At 37.5% G+C, this 17913-nt stretch carries 14 protein-coding genes and 2 tRNA genes; 6 read left to right on the top strand and 10 right to left on the bottom strand.

The annotated features are described in order from the left end of the window. Nucleotides 1–7: 7 nt before the first annotated feature. The 9 genes from AB1444_06280 to AB1444_06240 all read right to left on the bottom strand — a co-directional run bounded on the left by AB1444_06280 (nucleotide 8) and on the right by AB1444_06240 (nucleotide 7339). Nucleotides 8–178 carry a symporter small accessory protein gene (locus AB1444_06280; GenBank protein MEW6526259.1) on the bottom strand — a complete coding sequence of 57 codons (171 nt, stop codon included), beginning with the start codon at nucleotides 176–178 and terminating at the stop codon, nucleotides 8–10. A 727-nt stretch (nucleotides 179–905) separates the two neighbouring features. Continuing rightward, nucleotides 906–1787 carry an alpha/beta hydrolase gene (locus AB1444_06275; GenBank protein ID MEW6526258.1) on the bottom strand — a complete coding sequence of 294 codons (882 nt, stop codon included), beginning with the start codon at nucleotides 1785–1787 and terminating at the stop codon, nucleotides 906–908. Nucleotides 1788–1860: 73 nt separating this feature from the next. Continuing rightward, entirely contained in the window at nucleotides 1861–3348 is a 1488-nt protein-coding gene (locus AB1444_06270) for a TolC family protein (GenBank protein ID MEW6526257.1), read from the bottom strand. Beyond that, entirely contained in the window at nucleotides 3332–3817 is a 486-nt protein-coding gene (locus AB1444_06265) for a hypothetical protein (protein ID MEW6526256.1), read from the bottom strand. Before AB1444_06265 ends, AB1444_06270 begins: the two co-directional genes overlap by 17 nt. Before the next feature lie 45 nt (nucleotides 3818–3862). Further along, complete coding sequence (locus AB1444_06260) at nucleotides 3863–4549, bottom strand: ABC transporter ATP-binding protein (GenBank protein ID MEW6526255.1); 687 nt, start codon at nucleotides 4547–4549, stop codon at nucleotides 3863–3865. Next, complete coding sequence (locus AB1444_06255) at nucleotides 4549–5775, bottom strand: FtsX-like permease family protein (protein ID MEW6526254.1); 1227 nt, start codon at nucleotides 5773–5775, stop codon at nucleotides 4549–4551. Before AB1444_06255 ends, AB1444_06260 begins: the two co-directional genes overlap by 1 nt. Nucleotides 5776–5783: 8 nt before the next feature. Next, on the bottom strand, nucleotides 5784–6548 hold the full coding sequence (locus AB1444_06250) for an HlyD family efflux transporter periplasmic adaptor subunit (protein MEW6526253.1): 765 nt from the start codon (nucleotides 6546–6548) through the stop codon (nucleotides 5784–5786). A 628-nt stretch (nucleotides 6549–7176) separates the two neighbouring features. After that, nucleotides 7177–7262 (bottom strand) — tRNA-Leu (locus AB1444_06245). Between the two features lie 4 nt (nucleotides 7263–7266). Continuing rightward, nucleotides 7267–7339 (bottom strand) — tRNA-Cys (locus AB1444_06240). A 673-nt stretch (nucleotides 7340–8012) separates the two neighbouring features. Between AB1444_06240 and AB1444_06235 the strand changes: the two genes are divergently transcribed. The 6 genes from AB1444_06235 to pelG all read left to right on the top strand — a co-directional run bounded on the left by AB1444_06235 (nucleotide 8013) and on the right by pelG (nucleotide 16916). Beyond that, nucleotides 8013–10418 carry a 3-hydroxyacyl-CoA dehydrogenase/enoyl-CoA hydratase family protein gene (locus AB1444_06235; protein ID MEW6526252.1) on the top strand — a complete coding sequence of 802 codons (2406 nt, stop codon included), beginning with the start codon at nucleotides 8013–8015 and terminating at the stop codon, nucleotides 10416–10418. A gap of 35 nt (nucleotides 10419–10453) precedes the next feature. Then, nucleotides 10454–11665: a thiolase family protein gene (locus AB1444_06230; GenBank protein ID MEW6526251.1), complete on the top strand. Its 1212-nt coding sequence runs from the start codon at nucleotides 10454–10456 to the stop codon at nucleotides 11663–11665. A 162-nt stretch (nucleotides 11666–11827) separates the two neighbouring features. Continuing rightward, complete coding sequence (locus AB1444_06225) at nucleotides 11828–13270, top strand: GAF domain-containing protein (GenBank protein ID MEW6526250.1); 1443 nt, start codon at nucleotides 11828–11830, stop codon at nucleotides 13268–13270. Nucleotides 13271–13278: 8 nt separating this feature from the next. Then, nucleotides 13279–14118, top strand: a complete 840-nt coding sequence (locus AB1444_06220; protein MEW6526249.1) for a hypothetical protein — start codon at nucleotides 13279–13281, stop codon at nucleotides 14116–14118. After that, entirely contained in the window at nucleotides 14106–15533 is a 1428-nt protein-coding gene (gene pelF, locus AB1444_06215) for a GT4 family glycosyltransferase PelF (GenBank protein ID MEW6526248.1), read from the top strand. Before AB1444_06220 ends, pelF begins: the two co-directional genes overlap by 13 nt. 6 nt (nucleotides 15534–15539) lie before the next feature. Further along, nucleotides 15540–16916 (top strand): exopolysaccharide Pel transporter PelG, encoded by a 1377-nt coding sequence (gene pelG / locus AB1444_06210; GenBank protein MEW6526247.1) that lies wholly within the window; start codon nucleotides 15540–15542, stop codon nucleotides 16914–16916. Nucleotides 16917–16922: 6 nt separating this feature from the next. Here the strand turns inward: pelG and AB1444_06205 are convergent, their stop codons facing one another. Continuing rightward, nucleotides 16923–17810: an HDOD domain-containing protein gene (locus AB1444_06205; GenBank protein ID MEW6526246.1), complete on the bottom strand. Its 888-nt coding sequence runs from the start codon at nucleotides 17808–17810 to the stop codon at nucleotides 16923–16925. Nucleotides 17811–17913: the final 103 nt, after the last annotated feature.

Raw genomic sequence — 17913 nt, 5'->3', positions numbered from 1 at the left:
CACCATGTTATAATGATTTTTCAATTTCGGCTTCTTCTTGTGCCCATCGTTTAGCCTCATCAGTATACGGCTCTTCATCATCATTCCATTTTACAAACCCATATAAAGCACAAAGAATTGCACTTATAATACACAACAGGTAAGCCATAAATACCCATACATCACCTAATCCCAACATGCAAACCTCCTTAAATGATTATCTAACATAGTTCACTCAAATTATTCGTTTCAATAATTTTAAAATTAACTATGTACTACATTAATAGGGTGTTCCCAAAGACACCCCTTTGCAATGACTTCTGCCCTACTGTCATTGCAAGGAACGAAGTGACGAAGCAATCCCATAGTTGCGAGCGCCGCAGGCACGTGGCAATCTCGTCTTCTGCGGCATTGAGATTGCCACCCTTCGACGAGCTCAGGGCAGGTTCTACGCTCTCAATGACTTTGCACCCGCGTCATTGAGAACCCCACAGTTTGTTTTGGGGGACCCTTATAATAATGTAATTTTGTACGGTAACTGAAATTATGAAAAAAAGTGGAGATAATTATAGTATAGCAACATATATTGTCAAGTGTTTATTGCTACTATGTTATCAAATTTTTAATTTTATTTAGTATATTCTAATTAACATATATATCGTAATCCCAATAATTATTACTTACATAAACACCAAAAATAAGGGAACTTATAAAAGTTTCTTTTTCAGATGTCCCCTTGTGGGCACAATATAATGAGATAATAACCACTTTCTATTTATATTAATAATATTTGAAAAAAAGCAGTTTTTAGATGAGACCATAATATTTGGTATTAAAAAAGTTACTGTAACCTTGATGCAATAAAACTTGCTATCCTATGTTACTGAGTGTTAATAAGCATATACTAAAGATAGGTATTGATACTGTTACAATACTTTTTGTAAAAATTGCTTCTGAATCTGTATGTTTTTATCAAACATCTCTCCATCATACGGGTCAAAGTGTCCACAGGGTAATGTATGGAAATCAACATGCTTAATTCTTTTTGCTGTTTTTTCTACTGCTTTGATGGGTATAAGTGAATCAAGCTGTGCTCCAATAATACATACCTGACATTGTATCCTGTTTGCTACAGCAATAGGCCGGTACATGGGAAGTGTAAGGCACACCCGTGCAGGACACCAATTTTCATCAGCTGCTTCGGGTGGCACCAGTTTCATATAGCCATCATAACATTCAGGGGTGTTCATAGCGGCAAAGGTATCAGGAGTTGCCACCAGTGGTATGGTAATAGGTTTTGCTTTAACTAATGACAGCACTACATCCAGACTACCATACCATAGACCACTCAATATATTTTTAACAGGTAAATTTAAAGCTGCTGCAACACCATCAACAAAGGGAACCTGAGCAATAACCCCCGCTATAGAGCTATCATGTGAAGCTACAGTCAATACATGTCCTCCACTGAATGATGTACCCCACAACAATACCCTGGAGCTATCAATGCTGGGAATTGTTCTGGCGTATGCAATAGCTGCATGATAATCCTCAATATGGTGAACATGATACACCAATTTACGAATAGTACCTTGGCTGTTTCCAAACCCACGATAATCAAACATCAATACAGCACATCCCATCTGTGCAAAGACATCTGCAAATGGGTGCAAACCCCAATCCATACGGGCGCCAAAGCCATGAGCCATAACAATAACAGGTGTTTTTTTACCGCTATCAGGAAGATACAGTCTTGCATCTAATTTACAATTGTTGCTGTAAAATTGAGTGGATGTTATTTTGTACATATAGCTACTCCCCAAAAAATTAATTAAAAGAGTTTTTATTACACCATGCAAAGGAAATTCTTTACGATATATTTTATTCAGTTAAGTCTTTATAGTCAATATAATAACCAACTAAACCCACCTTCAGTTGCAATAGTGTAAGCTTTTCCATTGCAATGCTGTTTTCAGTATTAATCAAATACTGCAGATCAAGCCGTGCCTGCTCATATTTCTTTTGTTCAGTCTGTCGTTGTGAAATCAGAGCCTGTAAATTTTTGTTATGCGTTGCAATAAGCTCTTTATAGCCGTTCAAAGATTGTATAATTGACCGCAAGGACTTATAATAACTATTCTGTGTAATTAAAAGATTGTTCTCCAATTCTTTCAGCGATAGCTCATAGTCTTTAAGTTGTGCATCTGCATCGTGGTTACCCAGGGGATAACTGAATTCAACCCCAACTGAATAGTCCGTATCGGGTAACTTGCTCAAAGCTTCGCGCTGCCTATCACTATAATTTTTCCGTGATGCCGATAGAATCAAGTTCATTTGTGGAAGTGTGCTATTATCAGCCACTTTAATAGAATACTGCATAACATCCATGTTCTTTTTTACAATAAGCCATGAACGCGTTTGTTCAAACGGCACTTCGATATATTCTGCTGAAACTATAGAATCAAACATGATATTCATATCATTAATGTGCGGAACAATGGATTTGTCAAAGTAAAGCGATAGTTCATCACAAAGAGATTTATAGGCAATTTCATATTGTTTATACTGTGCCTGGTAGCTTAAAAGTGATGATACTGCTCGCTGTACGTCATCATTTTCTGCTAATCCCGCCTTAGCTTTACGTTGTACTGAATCCACCAGCGACCTTGCATTGGCAATACTTTCCTGCCATATATCAAGCGCCAGTTTATACAAAACCCAGTTAAAATAAAGCTTTTTATAATAATTCAATACAGATTGGTCATCCTGTAACTGTTGAAGCTTCTGTATTTCTAATTTCATAGCTGCACTATTTTTCCCATATCGGTCAATTATGCCAAATGCATTTTTTAAAAGAGGTTGTGTGATAGTGGCTGTAATAGAAGGCCTGTATTCGTCAACGGTATAGGCCTGTGGTGGTATTGTGAGATTACCCGTTATGGATGAAGAATTATACTCAAGACCCAATGATAGGCGTGTTCCGGTTGAAGATAAAGTTTGCTCAATGCCCGTATATCCATAATACGATTGTTTGTAATCAGGTTCATAAAGGCTTTTACCAGTTGTGTACATCTTCTGCCGTGCATATTGTCCCTTTGCAGTGAGATTGGTATCATCAATGCTTTTAGCTTTTTCAACTTCATTGTATGCCTTTTGCACCTGAAGAACATTATTTTTAATCTGAGGTAATTTTTGTGTAATTGTAGATATAAACTGCTCGTATGAAATGACAGTAGCATTTTCCTGCGCAAAAACGGGATACGAAGACAAATGAATACAATATAGTATGGTAAAAATGCTATACAAAACACAAATCATGGTTTGTTTCACAGTTTTGTTTACTTCCAACACATTATTCAGTTTCTTCATCATCTTCATCCTCAGAAAATTCATAATACAGTGGCCCCACTGTTAAAGAATATTTCCCTGTATCGTCGTTATATCCTTCATACGAGCCACTGGTTACCGATGTTAATTCAACACTATCTTTCCACAAGGATATAGTCACCGATGCCACCTCATTTTCCTTATATGCATATACCTTAATTGATGTAATTGAATCACCTTCCACATCCAGTCCTTTCTCATAGTAATAATGGCTATTCCCATACTCATCTGTATAATCTTTCTTGCCCTCAAAGGAATCTTCATATTCCCCATTAATATAATAGTACCCATAAAAATTAGTATAATATGAATCAACTACAAGATAGTATTGATATTCCTTTTCAGCATTACAGGCAATTAAAACAATAGATATAAGAAAATATGGTATTAGTTTAACCTGATACACATCCTTCCCTAAAATTTTCCCATGATCAAAATATAGTTTTTGCATAAATTCCCTCCTAAATTGTGCAAAAAACCGTTTGTGTACCGCGCATCATAATTTTCCCCTCCGATTATGAGATATGTCCGACTCAATCTCACCATCTTTTAAACGGATTTCTCTGTCGGCCAGATGGGCGTACTCATCATCATGTGTAATTAAAATAATGGTGGTGCCGTTCTTTTTATTTATCTCACGGAATATATTCATTACTATCTCACTGTTGATTGAATCTAAGTTGCCGGTGGGCTCATCAGCAAAGATTATATCCGGACTCATGATGAGCGAGCGGGCAACAGCAACACGCTGCCTCTCACCACCGGACATCTGTGACGGCAATTTGTTTTTACAATGAGCTATCGCAAAATAATCTAAAAGATAGAGAGCATAATCATATTTTTCCTTATGCAGATTTTTCTTTTTAGCAGGCAATAAAATATTTTCAAGTCCCGTCAGCTCAGAAACAAGATAATGAAACTGAAACACAAAACCCATTTTTGTGTTCCTGAAATCATGCAATTCTTCTTCAGTCAAACTGTGAATATTGCTCCCAAGAACCGTTACATTGCCGCTGTCAATCACATCAAGTCCGCTTAATGAGTAAAACAATGTTGATTTACCCGAGCCTGATTTTCCAGTGATAGCCACAAACTGGCCTTTTTTGATTGCCAGCGTTAATGATTTCAATGCAGTGAAATCACCAAATCTTTTCACCACATTATGTGCTTCTATGGCCAGCATTATTCGGTTCTCCTGATAATCTCAATAGGCGATAGGCGGCCTGCATTCTTTGCCGGTAAAAAGCTTGCAATAAGCGCAGAAGTAACTACCAGCATAAACCCCCACACATAGATTGCCACATCCCAGGCCACCATCATGGGCCTTCCGGGTAATTTTATGGTCTGGATATAACTGCAGGCAGCATACCCAATAATAAGCCCAATAATTCCACCCACCACACTGATAAGCGCTCCCTGCAATAAAAATAAAATCACTGTATCACCACTGGTATAGCCAATAGATCTCAGTATTGCTATTTCACGCTGTTTTTGATGCACCATCATGTTGAGCACATTATAAATACCAAAAGAAACCACCAGAATAAAAGTGAACATGGTTATTTGGCGAATAAGCGACTGTTGCTTTGTCATACTTAAAAAATTGACGTTGACCTGATCCCAGCTTTCCACTTTATCATAACTATAGTGCGATAGCTCCTGAGCAAATAACGCTGCTTTGTTGGCATCAATCGTTTTAACCACTATCTTTGTGATTTTACCTGGGCTTTCTAAAATATTCTGTACTGTGGTAATGGAACCTAAAATCAATGATTCATCGTTGCGCCTGTCACCTGACGAATAGATTCCCACTACCTTTACAGGATACACATGTCCATTGGGATTAATGATATTAATAGTATCATTTACTTTTGCACCTAAAAACTTTAAAAGCTCAACCCCCACAATGACCATGTTATTGCCACTTGAAAGCATTTGCAATTTGCCTTCTAGTATATCTTCTGTTATATTGGTTACCTTTGGCTCATTAACAGGATCTATCCCGCGCAAAGAAACAGAACGTGAAAACGAGCCCCGACTACACGTGGTGGTTGCTTCTATACGCCGTGTGTTTGCCACAACGTAGGGAAGCTTTTCCAGGCGCTTTTGCCAGTACCATGCGCTCTGAAGATAATCATGGGAACGCTTCCCTGAGGGCTCTGCAATCCAGAAGATATATTTGCCTTTAAAAAATACTCCTTCTAACGACTCAGGCGTAATGTAATCTTCCCTGCTACGTATGGTTATATGTCCGTTATTTTCTATCAATCGCTCTTTTAAAAAATTCTGAAAGCCTGTCTGTATGGACGTAAACACAATATACCCACCACATCCAAACGCTACACCAATGAGCATGAGCAATGATTGCAGTTTTCGGGAAAAAATATATTTTATGGCTAATTCAAACATGGCATTATTTACCGTATAACAATGATATCTTCAGGCTTTACATCACCTTCAAGTACCTCAAGCCAGCCATCTTTACATTTCCGCGTTGTAACCTTTACTGTATATTCCTTCCCATCTCTTAGTATACGCACCATGTTAGCTTTAACCGCATTTTCCGGCACAAACAGTGCATTTTCTTTTTCCCTCACTACTATTGCCACATCACAGGTCATATACGGAAGCACCCCTTCCGGGAAACTGTCCACATCAACAGTCACCACAAATTCGCCATCCGAAGGGTAAATACGGCTTACATACCCGGTAATTATCGTGCTACGCAAATTTTCAAAACTTACCTGCGTCTTTTGCTTTTTCCTGACATTGATGATGGATTCCTGGTCAAGTGAAAGGCGCACATACATTTTATGCGGGTCAACAATAGTCATAATGGATTCCTGTGCGGTAACTATCTCATTTTCTTTACGGTTCAGTTTGGCGATAGTTCCTGTAAATGGGGATCGCAGTACAATACCGCCATCAAGTTGCACCAGGGGGCTACCTGCACTCACGGTATCACCTTCCCACACAAAGAGGCGTTCAATTTTAGTGCTCATCCCCACTCGCAGGCTATACTCTTTATACGGAGTTACTATCCCCAATGCATACACAGCTTCTACAACTGGTCCAGTTTTTGGCTTTACTGTTTTCCCATTTCGCGAACAGATTATAAAACCACCCAGTACACTCAAAATGAGTATAACAGTTGCTGAAATCAAAATATATGTTCGTTTCATATATACATTCCTTTGTGGTGCTTTAAAAAACTTACTTGCTTTTTTATTGCTTTGACATAACTGCATCTTCACCCTGTAATAGAAATCCACGCACTATAAAACCGTATACACTATAACGAAAATGCCATAATAAAATTCCACCGTAGCTTTTTTTAGACCCCATATACTACCATACCGTTCCACAATATTTCATTATTCACGTATACAATTACATTTTTGCGCAATCATCATTCCCTGTAAAATCATTTTACAAATATACTTTTGAGGACAATGCAATTGCAAGGAATTCTGATAAAGAAATTGCGTTATTATGTCATATTCATCAGCTTAAGCAATATTCACAGTCAGAAGTATATCACGGGGACCGGTTATAAGTACCAAACCATTAAAAAGTAATTTTTGGAATAATGATTGAAAATTCATGACTATGCAACTACAATTTAAAAAAAACAGATCATCTAATAAAATATGTGAGGTTTACTATGATGTTGTATCAGCGAATAACCCTTACAACACACTAACCCTTTTAGCTTTTTTCATGTGCTACTGGATATAATAATTGTACCTTTTTGTATGTATGTTCTGGTACAAAAAAATGCGGGGCGATAGTTACCGGGAATAAACAATGTGCCCAAGGCCGGACTTGAACCGGCACGGACTTGTAAGTCCAAGGGATTTTAAGTCCCTTGTGTCTACCTGTTCCACCACTTGGGCCTATAGGCGCCGAGCGGATTCGAACCGCTGAATAAAGGTTTTGCAGACCTCTCCCTTAGCCACTTGGGTACGGCGCCGCTTTTCATATTACATAGTATACACAATCACCTATAGAAATTCACACTTTTATTGTCAACAGAAAATTTTTTCTACTGTAATCTGTTTTTGAAAGCTCACGTTAGAAGTGCACCATTTAACTGCTCCTTTAAAATTTCCTAGTCATTGCGAAGCACGTAGTGCCGTGGCAATCCATCTTCTGCATCCTGGGATTGCTTCACTTCGTTCGCAATGACATTTACCCTTACGTCATTGCGAGGCACGTAGTGTCGTGGCAATCCTTCTCCATATCCTGAGATTGCTTCACTTCGTTCGCAATGACATTTACCCTTGCGTCATTGCAAGAAGCGCCAGCGACGAAGCAATCTCTCTTTATCATCGCACCGGGATTTCTTCGCTTCTCTCGCAATGACTGACGGGATGCATGGCTTGCAAAAAATTATATAAATTAAAGCCATAAAAATTAATTATCTATACAGCTACCGGGAAATGAAGTAATAACATATTACATTATATGTATATTTTAAATAAAATAAACTAAATTTTATATACTTAAAATATTAAATTAATCCCTGATTTTTAATAATAAATATTGACAATTTAATTTGTTATTTCATCATTGGATTATGTTGTATATTTATGCAGGAGTATGCAAATTTTTATTTAATTATTACATCTCAGTAGGAGGTTCTTATGGTTAGAAGAATCGAAAAGGCAGCCGTCATAGGCTCCGGTATCATGGGTGGTGGTATCGCGGCTCTATTGGCTGACGCAGGTGTGGAAACTCTCCTCTTCGACATCGTTCCATTCAATTTAACAGATGAAGAGAAGAAGGATCCCAAAGCACGGTACCGCATTGTTCAGGCTGGTTTTGACAACATGATGAAGGCTAAACCAGCTCTTATTATGGATAAGAGCAATGCATCGCGAATCAGTCTATGTAATCTTGAAGATGATTTTGACAAGTTAAAAGACTGTGATTTAATTGTTGAAGTTGTTGTTGAAAATCTTAAGATCAAACAGGAATTATTCCAGAAGATTGACAAGATTCGCAAACCAACCGCTGTTGTAACATCAAACACTTCAGGATTGCCCTTAAAAGAAATGTCAAAGAATTGCAGCGATGCATTCAAAGAACATTTCATGGGTACCCACTTCTTTAACCCTGTTCGCTATATGCATCTTTTAGAGCTCATCCCTGGCGAAAAGACCAAGAAGGAAGTTCTTGATTTTATTGCAGAATTTGGTGAAAAACGCTTGGGTAAAGGTATTGTTTGGGCAAAGGATACTCCAAACTTTATTGGTAACCGTATAGGTGTACACGAAATCATGACAGTTATGCAGCTGTTAGAATCTGAAGGCATCACCATTGACGAAGTTGATGCTATCATGGGACCAGCAATGGGCCGTCCAAAAACTGCTGTATTTAAACTGTCTGATATGGTTGGTCTTGACACAATTCATCACCTTGCAGAAAACTCATACGAACTGCTTAAAAACGATGAGCGTCGTGATGTATACAAGGTTCCTGCATGGTTCAACAAGATGATTGAAAACAAATGGCTTGGCGACAAAACCAAACAGGGCTTTTACAAGAAGGAAAAAACTGCTGATGGCAAGAAACTTTCATTAGTACTTGACCCTGCTAAATTAGAATACCGCGAAGCTACAAAACCAGAATTTGAATCAGTATCAGCTGCAAAGAAGCTCCCCACTGCTGCTCAAAAGATCAAAGCCATTGTATGGGGCAATGACAAGGCAGCAAAATTTGCATGGAAGCTTTCTGCATTAGGTGCAATCTATGCAGCAAACCGCATCCCCGAAATAGCAGACTCTATAGTTGAAATTGACAATGCAATGACATGGGGTTACAACTTAGAATTAGGTCCATTCCAGGCATGGGACGCTATCGGCGTGAAAGAGTCTGTTGAAAGAATGGAAAAAGAAGGAATGAAGGTTCCTGAAAACGTTAAGAAGATGTTAGCATCAGGCGCAACTTCATTCTACAAAGTTGAAAATGGCAAAGAATTCTACTATGATTTAGTAAACGGCGGCTACAAAGAAATTAAGAAGAGCGCTGCAGCTATTTCTCTATTTAACCTCAAAGGTGCCGGAAAAGAAATCAAAAAGAACGAATCAGTATCACTTATTGACTTAGGTGATGATGTATTCTGTATTGAATTCCACACCAAGATGAACGCAATCAACGGACAGATAGTTGACTTTATAGCCGACGCTACAGACTTTGTATTGAAAAATGGTGCTGGTATTGTTATAGGCAACCAGGCAGGTGGCATGCCAGGTGCATTTTCAGCTGGTGGCGACTTAGCTTACATGGGTAGCCTTGCAAAAGAAAAGAAATGGTCAGAAATTGACAAGTTTATTGCTAATGTACATGCCGGGTTGATGAAAGCCAAATATGCTCCAATACCTGTTGTTGCAGCTCCTTATGGCATGACATTAGGTGGTGGTTGCGAAGTATGTTTGAATGCTGACCGTATTGTAGCACATTCTGAACTCTACATGGGTCTTGTTGAAATAGGTGCTGGATTACTTCCTGGCGGTTTAGGTATGCTCAACCTTTGGAAGAAATACATCAAGTCAGTACCAAAAGCTGCTAAGATAACTGACCTTGCAGGATTATTCCTGCCATGCTTCATGGCAGTTGCACAGGCTCAGGTAACAATGTCAGCATTTGAAGCCCAGAAAAAAGGCTTCCTGAGTGCAAAAGACCGTGTAGTATTCAACAGAGACCTTCTCATTGGTGAAGCTAAGAAAGAAGTACTCAGAATGATTGATGAAGGATATGCTCCACCAAAGAAAGAAAAGTTTGTAGTAATTGGCCGTGAAGCTATGGGTATGGTAGAAGCTGAAATGCTCAACATGAGGATTGGTATGTACATTACACCTCATATGGAATTCATTGCCAAGAAGATTGCGTTTGTCATGTCAGGTGGCGATGTTCCAAGCGGTACTGAAATTACCGAAGAACAGTGGATGAAACAAGAGCGTGAAGCCTTTGTTGAACTGTGGCAGACTGAAAATACCCAGAAGATGGCAGCGCATATCTTACAAACTGGTAAACCATTATTTATTTAGTCATATAATCTTTCGCAAACAGGAGGAAAATTATTATGAGAGATGCATATATTGTACAGGCTGTCAGAACACCTGGGTGCCGTAGAGGCAAAGGTGCTTTTGCTCAGACCCGACCTGAAGACCTGCTTGTAACTGCTCTTCAGGGCTTAATGGAAAGAGCAAAAGTTGACAAGAAGGTTGTAGAAGACGTTATGGTTGGTTGTGCATTCCCAGAAGCTGAGCAGGGTTTAAACGTTGGTCGAATTGCAGCACTTATGGCTGGATTCCCAATAGATACCTGCGGTGCTACAGTTAATAGATTCTGTTCATCTGGTCTTGAATCAATAGCTATTTCTGCTGCACGAATTCAGGCAGGATGGGCTGATGTAGCCATTGGCGCAGGACTTGAATCTATGTCAATAGTTCCAATGGGCGGGAACATGCCTCGTCCACACCCATACTGGGCAAAGCAGAAACCTGATGTCTATATTTCAATGGGTATCACTGCTGAGAATGTTGCAAATCGTTACAAAATTTCCCGTCAGGATCAGGACGAATTTGCATACCACTCACAGATGAAAGCCGCTGAAGCACAGAAAAACAAGATGTTTGATGAGATAGTTCCTACTAAAGCTGTTCGCTATGTACCACAGCCAGATGGAACACTCAAAAAAGAAGAATTTATCCAGGACTTCGATGACGGAGTACGAGCTGATACAACAATCGAAGGTCTTGCAAAATTAAAACCAGCATTTGCAGCATTTGGTTCAGTAACAGCAGGTAACTCTTCACAGACAACTGATGGTGCAGCAGCCGTTCTTTTAATGAGCGAAGAAGCTTGCAGAAAATACGGCGTAAAACCATTGGTAAAATTAGTTGCCTATGTTGTTGCAGGATGTGAGCCAGATGAAATGGGTATTGGACCTGCAGTAGCAATACCAAAACTTCTTAAACTGACCGGCAAAGATATTAAAGACATTGGCCTGTTTGAAATCAACGAAGCGTTTGCTTCTCAGGCTATTTATTGTGCCCGTCAGTTGGGTATTGGCGACAAGAAAGAGTGGGCAGTTGATAGCAAAGACCGCCGCATCAATGTAAATGGTGGAGCAATTGCATTAGGGCATCCATTAGGATGTACTGGTTCAAAATTAGCTTCACAGCTTGTTAACATGATGGTAAAGAAGGGCGTGAAATACGGTATTGAGTCAATGTGTATTGGTGGCGGTATGGGCGCTGCAGCATTATTTGAATTGGTAGAAAAGTGGTAAACCACTATACCTTTTAGAACAAAAAAGGCTGTTCATACTGAGCAGCCTTTTTTATTGCTTTACATTTGGTGTATATTCTAATTTCCTTGACATTTGATAAATTATGTTATTAGATTTAAGCAATACATTTTATTACATCTTAACACCAGCACATTGTCATTTATGGATACCATAGTTAAAACATTAAAAAAAATATTTCCCTTTGAAATAATTATACTTGTCACGGCAGTACTTACCATCAATATTCTTAAATATCCTGAAGACATTGGTTTTCTTTCTATACACTACAACCCCTATCTCTTCGTTATAATCTTCTTTACTTCGTTTTATGGCAAAAAATCCGGTCTTCTTACATTCCTCATAGCAACGATAATCATAGCATCATATAATATAATCAGTGATCTGTATTATTCAACCGACATACTATATACAACGATCACTACACCGGCTGTTTATCAGCATCTGTCTTCATTATTATTTCTATCGCTCATTGCTATCATTATTCTTGGAGAAATACGCGATAATTTAGGCCGCATTATACAGAACCAGAAAGCAACAATTAAAGAACTTGATGAGCAGGCTGCCAAACTTAAACGAGAACTTGAAGCCGTATCATTGGTAAATCAGGAATATCAGGACCGCATTTTAGGCCAGCAAAATTCGCTCATATCATTATATTCAACTATTATTGCGTTAAATACATTAAATTTAGAAAATATCTATCCTAATATTTTGAATGCGGTGGTACAATTCACCGGAGCTTTGCAATGTTCATTATGGCAATATGATCGTGATAATAATTCTATACATCTTCTTGCATACAATGGGTGGACACCGGAAATTATTAATAGCACCCCTTCAAACCTTGATACGGAAAACCTTATTGGCTGGTCGGTTCGGAACAATACCATGTTTTCTATTAAAATGCTTCAGAAATATCAAAACTTAAAAGCACTTGATAAAGGCAATTCTATCATTACTGTTCCTATCACTATCGACAATCAGGTATGGGGAGCGCTTAATATTGAAAAAATACCTTTTATAAAATATAATCTTTATACCGAGCAATTATTACTTATGATTGCAGACCTTGCTGCCCCAATTATTCGCAATGCCATACGATATAGCTCACTAGTACACAAAGAGGTTGACCCGATAACGGGCTTTAATTCAATAAGCGAATTTTATGAGGTTATCAAAGAAGAATTTGTCAATGCACAGCATAACAAATTGAACATGTCATTACTGATAGTTGAATGTATCAATAGTGCCCAAATAGTTGAAAAATTTTCAATGAAGGATGCGCTTTTAGTTTTAAAGGAGATAGCCGGATTAGTACAGCAGCTTGCAAAAGGTAAGGTTTTTATTTTCCAGTATAAGGAAACATTCCAGTTTGCAGCTATTTTACCCAACATGGATTTTGATGGCACGGCGATGTTCAGTTTATCACTTATTGAACAAAACAGCAAAAAAACATATTATGTAAAAGGCCAGATAGTTAATCCTGAAATTGTTATTGGATACAGTAGCTTAAGGCCCAATCATCAGTCTGAAGAAGACCTTATACTACTGGCCGAAAATCTACTGCTTATGCAGAAAATATAGGTGACAGCATGAGTGCCATTCTTCCTCATGATGATTTTATTGTTGATTATACTGTATCAAAGAGCAGCAACGATATAATTAAGCTCTATTCTTTTGAAAACCCTTTTGATTTTTTCAGGCATGATGTTGTAGAAAATCCTTATATTGTTAAAACTCAACATAAATTACGCAAGGCTTTTTCTGAAGGCTTGCTGGGTATAGAACATTACCTTATGGCAGCAACTTCATTACGCCCTTTAATTGACGAAGCTCAGGACCTTGATGAAATTACGCGTCTATTTTCTCAGCAAAAATTAGCCATGCGCCCCAATCCACATTCTGTTAAAATTTTACGCACCATGATTAAAGATCCCAATCCAGAAATAGCCTTGTATGCTGCTGAAGGATTAAACACAATTGAAAATTCATTTTTAACAAAAATTGAGAAAGTTAAGAAAAAGCTGGAAAAAGCCACTCATAACATCTTCATTTACCATTATTTGCTTGGGCTTCTTTATACACAATTTGCTGCGCTTCTGGAAAGCCAGAAGCTAATCCAGAAATTTTATATTAAACAGGCAATCGGGAATCTGGTAAAAGCATATGCACTACAACCAAAAAACAAAAGGATAAAATTAGCTCTGGCTGACAGTTATTTGCAGGACGAGAATTTTGAATATGCACTATCGCTCTATGCCTATTGTTGTTCTTTACAATACAAACCTGTATATTGCCTGCTCAAAATGGCTCAATGCCATTATAATTTAAAAAATTATGACAGGATTAAAACAATTGCTTCAATCATTTCTCAGTACGATGTTAGCGATATAGAATATGCTGAGGTGTTAATCTATCAATGGATTTTGTAGCAATTAATAAACCTGACCCATCAAAAAAAACAATATGTATTATAGCAGAAGGGTCATACCCATACATAACAGGAGGGGTATCAGCCTGGATACAGGATATAATCTCGGGGCTTACCAACTACAACTTTATCATATTTGCCATCTCTGCAGAAGAAGACGAACCAAAATATTCATTTCCACCCAACGTCATTGGACTGGTTAACAGGCTTCTGACAGCTCCGGTTGCAAAACCCCAAAAGTCAATACAGCCTTCGTTTTTTAAAACAATTGAATTATTTCACAATGATATGATGCAGAAAAAAGATTTTTCAAGATTCAGTGATATTTTTAGGCTCATTAATAAACATCGCTATGATCCATCTTCTCTGCAGCGACATATTACAAGTTTTAAAATTGTAACTCAGTATAATGCAATACGCAATCCCTTATATCCATTTTCCGACTATTACTGGGCATGGCGGTCATCACACGAATACATGATGAAGATAATGACATGGGACCTGCCACCGGCTGATCTGTACCATACCATATCAACTGGCTATGCAGGCCTTTGTGCTGCCAGTGCAAAGATTAAATACAATAAACCCGTAATCCTAACCGAGCATGGTTTATACAACAAAGAACGCGAGATAGATATCAAGCGTGCAACCTGGGTTAAAGGCTACCAGCGGGATATGTGGATTAACATCTTTAATGATTTAAGCGCTATTACGTATGAATACTCTGATTGTGTTATATCCCTTTTTGAGGTTAATCGTAATATTCAAATTGCACAGGGAGCAAAGCGTGAAAAAACACTAGTTATACCTAATGGAATTGAAATTGAACGGTATTTAGATTTAAAAACTGAAACACGCAAAGAATTCAGCATTGGTATTGTAGCACGAGTTGTCCCCATAAAAGATGTTAAAAATTTTATCATCATGGCAAAGATTGTTGCAGAAACAATCCCTGATGTTAAATTTTACATAATTGGCCCAACTGATGAAGAGGAAAGTTATTATGAAGATTGCGTTAAGCTTGTTGAAAACTTCCAGATTCAGGATAAAGTAGTTTTCACCGGTAAGGCTGATGTACGCCAGTATTACAAATTTTTAGATGTTGTGGTACTTTCCAGTATCCGTGAAGCTCAACCACTAGTTATCTTAGAAGCTTATGCTGCAGGAATACCCGTGGTTTCAACACGTGTGGGCAATGTTCCTGAAATGCTTGATTACAATGATATTCTTTTAGCCGATCCAAAAGATTCAGAAAAATTAGCACAGGGTATTATATATTTATACAACAATCCTGATTACCGTAATAAACTGATAGCTACAAACAGGAATAAGGTTATCCAGTTTTATAATAAAAAGGACCTTATTGCAACGTATGACAATCTTTATGCAAAATATATTGGCATGTATACACAATGAGGATATATGGCCGGAATAGGATTTGAATTATATAAAATTTTACACAAAGGAACGTTGTCTTCCATTATACAGGCTTTCTTTCTGGGTATGATCATTGTTGCAGGCCCATGGATATTATCAGTTCTTACAATATATATTATTCAAACATATACATTTGGAGCAATTGCAGACAATCCGGCACTGTTTACTGTTTCCATAGTGTATGTGTATGCGTTTTCACTATTTTTATCAGGTGGTTTTCATTACGTATTCTCCCGCTATATTGCTGATCAGTTATATATTGAAAACTATGAAACCATCCCTTCAGCACTGCTGACAGCAATAATTCTTATAACCATACTTTCAATACTGCCTGCCCTTGCTTTTGTGTTTTTTAACGATTTTTCATCCATACCATTTCATATGCTTTATATACTATCGTTAGTTTCACTCTTTGTTGTGATTAACATCCTGTGGATCATGCTGGTATATATTGCGCTGCTCAAAGCCTATTACAAAATTTTCTTCAGCTATTTAACAGGAACTATCGCCAGTATTTATGGGGTCCTTTATTTAGGTAAAATGTATGGAGTTGCAGGTGCATTGTGTGGATACACAATTGGTCAGGCTGTCATAGTCCTTCTTTTGATAACTATCTCCCAGATTGCATATCCCCTTAAAAAACTTACTGTAAATAATGAATTCATTGTTTCTTTTAAAGAACACAAACGGATTTTTTTAATGGGATGGTTCTTTAATATGGCCATATGGTCAGATAAAATGCTTTACTGGTTTTTGCAGGGCCAGCATATTCCTGGTACACTCTATTACTATTATATACCCTACGACATACCTGTATTTTTAGCCTACCTGACCATGATACCCGGGCTTGTGTATTTTTTGATCATAGCTGAAACAGATTTCCATAAAAAATTTTTTGAATTCATATCACAAATTTTGGAAGACCCTTTCCGCTACATACAGATTAAAAAAAATAAAATGCTGCTATCACTTAAAAATGGCATAAAGGGCATTGTATTTTTCCAGTCAATATGGACCGTTGGCATTTTAATCAAGCTTCCCCAGATACTGGATTTTTTAGGATATTCACATACCATTAATATTCACATCATGAGGATTTTGCTTATAGCTGTATTCTTTCACATGTTGACTCTTAATCTTATGATTTATCTTTTGTATATGGAATTGCAATTTGAAGCTGCAATGGCTGCATGTTTATATTTGGTTTTAAATATTGCGGCTACTTTATTTTCAATACATTATTTTCAATTACTGCCTGGCACCAGTTACATGCTGGCATCCGTAGCAACAACTCTATACTGTACCTATCACCTGTATAAAAAAGCACCAATAATTGATTTTATTATTTTTAGCAGGACATAAAAAAGTTTAGCCAATCAAAGATGTGCTCATTTTATATAATTCATCGTTTTGCAAGGTATTGACAATTTCACCAGTAAGATAATTATAATCTTCATGGGTAATATCTAATGCCTTGCTGAAGGCGGTAAGCAATTCCCTATCATTTTCTGAAAGATTTTCCTTTTCAATAATTTTTGCACATATATTGGCCAGTCCTACTATCTGAACAGTGGTCTTGTATTTTGAGTCAACCTGAGCAACATGATGCTGTGCTACCACATCTACCAGTTCATTGGGGAAATTCCATTTTTCCAGTACTATCCTGCCAATATCCTGATGGTTGATTTCAAATATTTTTTCTTCAATTTCACATATATCTTTATATTGCATCTGGTTGAGATATGCAATATATTGTTCATACTTATCCTTAAAATTAAACATCATGAAAAGCCTGCCAATATCATGAAGCAAGCCAGCAACAAATACATCCTCTTTCTTTTCATCATTTTTAATACGGGTAGCCACATATTTTGAAATGAATGCAGTAACTACAGAATGTCGCCATATCATTGCTGTTGATGTTTTGGTAACTGTGGCTGCAGTAGTTTGTTGTTGAGATTTCACGTTTTTGCTATAAATATTGGAAGCTGAAACCAGCAACACAAGGCTTTTTACCATTTTGAAGCCAAGTAACGTCAGAGCCTGTTGCAAATTGGTGATCTCACGTTGCCTGGCATAGAGTGCTGAATTAGCCACTTTTAGTATCTTGGCTGTTAATGCCGGGTCAAGTAAAATAATGCTTTCCAGCTCCTTGAAGCTGATGTCAATATTATCTTCCTGTATTTGCAATATTTTAATTGCAACCTGCGGAAAAACTGGTAAATCTTTTATATCAATACTATCTCTATTAATCATGGTTTCTTATTTATCAATTAAAAGTAATTTTACCACATCATATCATTATACTATCGTCATCATATGTTATCATTATCAACAAAAATTAATGTATCTTTCTGTA

It is taken from the genome of Spirochaetota bacterium (assembly GCA_040756435.1).
GTDB lineage: Bacteria > Spirochaetota > UBA4802 > UBA4802 > UB4802 > UBA4802.
The sequence above is the reverse complement of the archived record's forward strand: the minus strand, read 5'-3'. Positions and strand labels throughout refer to the sequence as shown.

Coding starts and splice junctions, on each gene's coding strand:
- AB1444_06205 (MEW6526246.1), bottom strand. CDS start 17,810: ATGATTAATAGAGATAGTATTGATATAAAAGATTTACCAGTTTTTCCG.
- AB1444_06250 (MEW6526253.1), bottom strand. CDS start 6,548: ATGAAACGAACATATATTTTGATTTCAGCAACTGTTATACTCATTTTG.
- AB1444_06265 (MEW6526256.1), bottom strand. CDS start 3,817: ATGCAAAAACTATATTTTGATCATGGGAAAATTTTAGGGAAGGATGTG.
- AB1444_06255 (MEW6526254.1), bottom strand. CDS start 5,775: ATGTTTGAATTAGCCATAAAATATATTTTTTCCCGAAAACTGCAATCA.
- AB1444_06270 (MEW6526257.1), bottom strand. CDS start 3,348: ATGAAGAAACTGAATAATGTGTTGGAAGTAAACAAAACTGTGAAACAA.
- AB1444_06280 (MEW6526259.1), bottom strand. CDS start 178: ATGTTGGGATTAGGTGATGTATGGGTATTTATGGCTTACCTGTTGTGT.
- AB1444_06225 (MEW6526250.1), top strand. CDS start 11,828: ATGGATACCATAGTTAAAACATTAAAAAAAATATTTCCCTTTGAAATA.
- AB1444_06260 (MEW6526255.1), bottom strand. CDS start 4,549: ATGCTGGCCATAGAAGCACATAATGTGGTGAAAAGATTTGGTGATTTC.
- pelF (MEW6526248.1), top strand. CDS start 14,106: ATGGATTTTGTAGCAATTAATAAACCTGACCCATCAAAAAAAACAATA.
- pelG (MEW6526247.1), top strand. CDS start 15,540: ATGGCCGGAATAGGATTTGAATTATATAAAATTTTACACAAAGGAACG.
- AB1444_06220 (MEW6526249.1), top strand. CDS start 13,279: ATGAGTGCCATTCTTCCTCATGATGATTTTATTGTTGATTATACTGTA.
- AB1444_06275 (MEW6526258.1), bottom strand. CDS start 1,787: ATGTACAAAATAACATCCACTCAATTTTACAGCAACAATTGTAAATTA.
- AB1444_06235 (MEW6526252.1), top strand. CDS start 8,013: ATGGTTAGAAGAATCGAAAAGGCAGCCGTCATAGGCTCCGGTATCATG.
- AB1444_06230 (MEW6526251.1), top strand. CDS start 10,454: ATGAGAGATGCATATATTGTACAGGCTGTCAGAACACCTGGGTGCCGT.